Annotated in this window: 4 protein-coding genes and 1 pseudogene; all 5 read right to left on the reverse strand. The window is 37.4% G+C overall.

Going from position 1 to position 5019, the window contains the following annotated elements; all coding sequences use genetic code 11:
- Positions 1–47: 47 nt before the first annotated feature.
- Complete coding sequence (locus CYTFE_RS0124010; RefSeq protein WP_162150106.1) at positions 48–1559, reverse strand: DUF3289 family protein; 1512 nt, start codon at positions 1557–1559, stop codon at positions 48–50.
- Positions 1514–2326: a type VI secretion system tube protein TssD gene (gene tssD, locus CYTFE_RS29210; protein ID WP_027473898.1), complete on the reverse strand. Its 813-nt coding sequence runs from the start codon at positions 2324–2326 to the stop codon at positions 1514–1516. Before tssD ends, CYTFE_RS0124010 begins: the two co-directional genes overlap by 46 nt.
- 398 nt (positions 2327–2724) lie before the next feature.
- A complete protein-coding gene (locus tag CYTFE_RS29715; RefSeq protein WP_081736140.1) occupies positions 2725–2934 on the reverse strand; it encodes a transposase domain-containing protein in 210 nt (69 codons plus the stop codon).
- A 1446-nt stretch (positions 2935–4380) separates the two neighbouring features.
- Positions 4381–4646, reverse strand: a pseudogene (locus CYTFE_RS29720) (transposase domain-containing protein); the annotation flags it as partial.
- 55 nt (positions 4647–4701) lie between these two features.
- Entirely contained in the window at positions 4702–4863 is a 162-nt protein-coding gene (gene tnpA / locus CYTFE_RS30240) for an IS66 family insertion sequence element accessory protein TnpA (RefSeq protein WP_244880345.1), read from the reverse strand.
- Positions 4864–5019: the final 156 nt, after the last annotated feature.

A 5019-nucleotide genomic window follows, 5' to 3' on the forward strand; every position in this document is an offset into this window, starting at 1 on the left:
TAGCACACCTAAAACGAACAGTAATAAAATATACTTCATTATTAAAATTATAAACTTTTGAATTCAGGTAAATTATTAATTTTCTCTTTAGTTTCTTCTGCTCTTAAAGCTTCTCTTTTATTATTGCGCTCCATTTTGCCTTCATTTATATTACCTTCAAACTCTTTTGTGAAGGTTATTTTGGTAACAAATGGCTTGTATCCTCTTAGGTGTTGTAATGCAAACCAAGCAGCAAAGGCTTCCTTTGCTACAGGAATAGTATTAGGGATATCTTCAATATCTGTAATATCAAGTCCAAAATGATCCCATAGGGTTACTTCATAATTTATTTTGTAGTTATCATTGTCAAACTGAACTTCTGACACATACACTTCTGTTGCCCAAATATCATTTAAAGCAATCGTTTCACCTTTTATAGTATCTAAAAGAGAACCAAATGTTGGCTTCGCAAAGTTTGCTCCTTTCGCAGTTGTTTTCCCTCTATAACCCCTTTCGTCATAATTTTTATCAATTTGCTTTTCAATAATATCTGACAATTTCCCTTTACTTGTTTTTATTTTTTCTGCAATAAAGTCTTCCAAATTTGAACAATATTCCAAGGTAGCTTTATGATTTGCGATATCATTGGTTAATATAGGATCTTCGTAAATACCTCCTTCGTTACGTTTGAATTTTGCAATCATACGTTTAATATTGCCCTCCATTTCACCATAGGAAAAACATAGTGTTGCCCACTCTTCAAATGCTTTAAAAATATTCTCATCACTTGTGTCCCAGAATAGCAAATTACCTTCATGATAATCCTTTATATCTTTTCCAGAATCTTCGTACACCCAATCTTTAATGAGCCATGCTTTAGCATCATAAATTCGTTCTTTAGAATAAATGGCTTTAGGATAGTTAACTTTATCAAAATCGTCAGCTATTCTCATCATTTCTGCATTGTTTTGAGCATCAATCTCTCTTTGTACATTAGCAAAATGATCTGAACCTTCTGACGGTGTAGAGTGATTAAATGATTTGTCGAATGGATTTTCTTTTAAGTTTTCAACATTTGCAAAAATTGCATGTTTGTTAATATCAAAACCTCTTTCAATATATTCTTTTTTAAATCGCTCTACAGATTCCGAATCATATACATTATTTGGAGTTTTAGTTGCGATACCTTTACCATAGGTTAAATCTTCCGCAATATTTGTACCTTCTCTATTTAACCCTGGAACTTTAAATCTATCCACGCAAAAAGGAAAACAAACAACAGGCACTTCTACACTCACATCCTTACTGGCTTCGTTGCACCATGCATAAACTCTAATGTTTTCGGCTTCTTCGGGGGTGTATTTATAACAGATTATGCCATCTTGCTCAAAAGCATTGGATATGGTAAGTTCTTTCAGCTTTCCATCATTATTTAGTTCTACGCTCCACTGCGTGTTGTTTAACTTATAGCCCTCACCATCGTTGTATTCGGTGGCTTTGTAAATATAACTGTTCCCCATTATCAACTCCTCCACTATTTTGCCGTCTTCGGTAAACGGTCCTTCAAGCTTCTTAACCAATAACGCTTTTTTTCGGTTGATTGAACCGGTGCAGCGGTAGCAGGTTTCCATGGTTGATGAATATCGGTAATCTTCCACACTTTTCCATGCTGTATATTTCTATTTTGTGTGATGGCAGGCGATAAGCGCATTTGCATCATCATGGCTGAGTTACCATGCGAACTCATCTTTTCTCCGATGCTTATACAAAAGCAATCCCAAAATTGGATTTTAAAAGCCATGTCGCCATCTCCTTCATAAAATTCTATTCTACCATTTTTGAGTTGAGAGGATAACATCCATTCGTACCAAAAATCATCATCTGATGAAGATGCTAGCTCCAAATTGAAAATACCTCCGAATTTATTGTATTCAACCGGTTTACATATGGCTTGCTGAGGACGTATATATCTATCGTATTTCCGATCTATATTCGGGATAATACCATGGTCGAGTCCTTTGCTATAACGTAATTTTGTCAACGCAGAATAATACCTTTCTTTGGGCGTTTTTGGTGCATCATCATGATAGAGCGAAGTAAGGTTACCTTCTGCCTCTTTTAATGCTTCTCTTTTTAATTCATTATCTAAACGACTTAATCTAATGGATGACACGTTTCTATTATGATAAGTTGATAGCTTGTTTTCATCATCCGTATCAAAAGGAAAATTCAATTGCAAGAACTTTCTGTAGGAATCTTTATTGTCTTTTACAGGACAAAAATATTCATAGTGTAACGTATTTAGCCAACGTTCATTATTGTCGACTATTAATTTTAATTTATACATATATTCAGTTTGGTTGACCTTTAATATTATCCTTAAATATACGTCTTGTTTTTAATGTTTTGTAACGGCTCAAAGTTGTTGAAAAAAATTAAAAATACAAATTATCTTCAATAAACCAAGGGCTGTGTTGCATTTTATCCAGAGGGTGAAACGAAGTTCACGAATGCTTTCATATAAATATTTGTATTCGTAAAATCCTATCACAGAAGAAGGTAACGCTTCGAACCGTTAGCAAGTGACACTTTTTACGAATGTAAAAACGTAGTGGTTGTTTGTGACGACAGCTGTGAAGATTATTTGTGAGAGGTTAGCGCGTAAATATGCGGTCTGCTACATATTGCAAAGTAAAAAAATGCTCCAATCCGGATGTCGATTGGAGCGTTGGAATTCTCTAAGTTTTACTGGAATCTTTTGGAATTAATCGAAATTAGTGGGTGTTTTTTTGGAATATTCTGACAACTATTAGACTTTTTCCAATTGTGCGGCAAAAGATCAGCCAAGTCTAAATCATAATTGCTGTTGTATAACGCAATCTTAGAAAATACATCCGTAAGCCATTCGCGAGGATTTACATCGCTGGCTTTGCAGCATCCCAGTAGTGAGTACATAATTGCTGCATTTTCTGTGGCATCATGGTTACTACAAAAAAAAGGCTTTTCTGAGACGAGGCATAGCAACTACTATGGTGAGTTGAAGAAAAGCAACGAAGTTACTTCTTTTGAAGTCATTTTAAGGCGTAATAGATTTTCTAATGCATTTTCCGCGTTACAGCTCTCGCCGCCGACCACGGCTATTGTTCTGGCCAACGATGCAATACACTAACTAATAGTTTCTTATGCAAATGGAAGATGTCGATTAAATGAAAAACGCAACTCAACAACTCCACGACTTTACCAGCTCGCCATCCTAACAAGCTTACAATCTAACGACCTAACTATCTAACAACTTTACCAACTCGCCAACTATAACAACTCGCCACCCTCAAGCTTCTCGCCAACGCCGGTCCTGGGGCTATTGTTCTGGCCAACCCTGCGCTCGTTAACCTGATAGTTGAGCTTTCAAATGAGAATCACTCATTGATTGAAAATTATCGTCATGTCCTTTTTGTCATTGCCACAAAAAGGACCAAAAAAGTCTAGAACAATAGATCGCTATCAATCCGCACCGAGCTCCAATTCCATCCTGCACACTCTCTTTCGCGCTAGGCCAGCCACACTACCACCTCGAGTGCGCCCTTGAAGCTCTCTCGCCAACGCCGGCCCCGGGGCTATTGTTCTGGCCTGCCCTGCGGTTTTTAAATTGAAACTTTCTTATTTAAATGGAAGATATCCTTTAATTGAGAAAGCTTAAATACGGGTTTTTATAACTGAGAGCTTCTATGTTCTACCTGGATTTATATTTAAAACGTAGGTTTCCAATATCTGAGAAACACAACTTCCCAACTCGCCAACTACAACGATTTAGACAACTCGCCAACTAAATGGCCATAAAAGAAGGCTTTTCTGAGACGAGCCATAGCAACTACTTGGTGAGTTGAAGAAAAGTAACGTAGTGACTTCTTTTGAAGCCATTTAAAGACGTAATAGATGTTCTAATGCATTTTCCGGGTTACAGCTCTCGCCGCCGACCACGGCTATTGTTCTGGCCAACCCTGCGCTCGTTAACCTGATAGTTGAGCTTTCAAATGAGAATCACTCATTGATTGAAAATTATCGTCATGTCCTTTTTGTCATTGCCACAAAAAGGACCAAAAAAGTCTAGAACAATAGATCGCTATCAACCCGCACCGAGCTCCAATTCCATCCTGCACACTCTTCTTTCGCGCTAGGCCAGCCACACTACCACCTCGAGTGCGCCCTTGAAGCTCTCTCGCCAACGCTGGCCCCCGGGGCTATTGTTCTGGCCTGCCCTGCGGTCGTTTTATTGATAGTTTAATATTCAGTAAATATGCGATCTGCTACATATTGCAAAGTAAAAAAATGCTCCAATCTGGATGTCGATTGGAGCGTTGGAATTCTCTAAGTTTTACTGGAATCTTTTGGAATTAATCGAAATTAGTGGGTGTTTTTTGGAATATTCTGACAACTATTAGACTTTTTCCAATTGTGCGGCAAAAGATCAGCCAAGTCTAAATCATAATTGCTATTGTATAACGCAATCTTAGAAAATACATCTGTAAGCCATTCGCGAGGATTTACATCACTGGCTTTGCAGCATCCCAGTAGTGAGCACATAATTGCTGCATTTTCTGCGGCATCATGGTTCCACAAAACAGATAGCCTTTTCTTCCAACTGCTAACGGCCTAATTGCATTTTCAGCTCTTTGCTTGTAATTCATGTTCTGATCGGTGGCCATTTGCTCAACCTGATAGATTTTAGCTTTCTGGCTCATGTGCTAATGCCTCTTCCAATTTGTTTCGCCAGTAATAAAAAGTGGAAGGAGCCAAATCTTGGTTGTTACAGAAATCTTTTATGTTCAAACCTGATTCCTGATAATCTTTATACAGACGCTTAAATGTTGTTAATGTCATTCTCATTTTTTGCCATCAAAGAAACTGCTCTAGTATGAAGGTCGCAATATGTGAAAGACCGAAGACTTACCAAATAATGATTCTTGGATGAATATATAAGGCATAATTATGACAAAAAAAGCACCTATCAGTAACGTTGCTTCTACTCTTATAAGAGATTTA

The sequence above is a fragment of the Saccharicrinis fermentans DSM 9555 = JCM 21142 genome, from assembly GCF_000517085.1.
GTDB classification, from domain to species: Bacteria; Bacteroidota; Bacteroidia; order Bacteroidales; family Marinilabiliaceae; genus Saccharicrinis; species Saccharicrinis fermentans.

Coding starts and splice junctions, on each gene's coding strand:
- tssD (WP_027473898.1), bottom strand. CDS start 2,326: ATGTATAAATTAAAATTAATAGTCGACAATAATGAACGTTGGCTAAAT.
- CYTFE_RS29715 (WP_081736140.1), bottom strand. CDS start 2,934: ATGTACTCACTACTGGGATGCTGCAAAGCCAGCGATGTAAATCCTCGC.
- tnpA (WP_244880345.1), bottom strand. CDS start 4,863: ATGAGAATGACATTAACAACATTTAAGCGTCTGTATAAAGATTATCAG.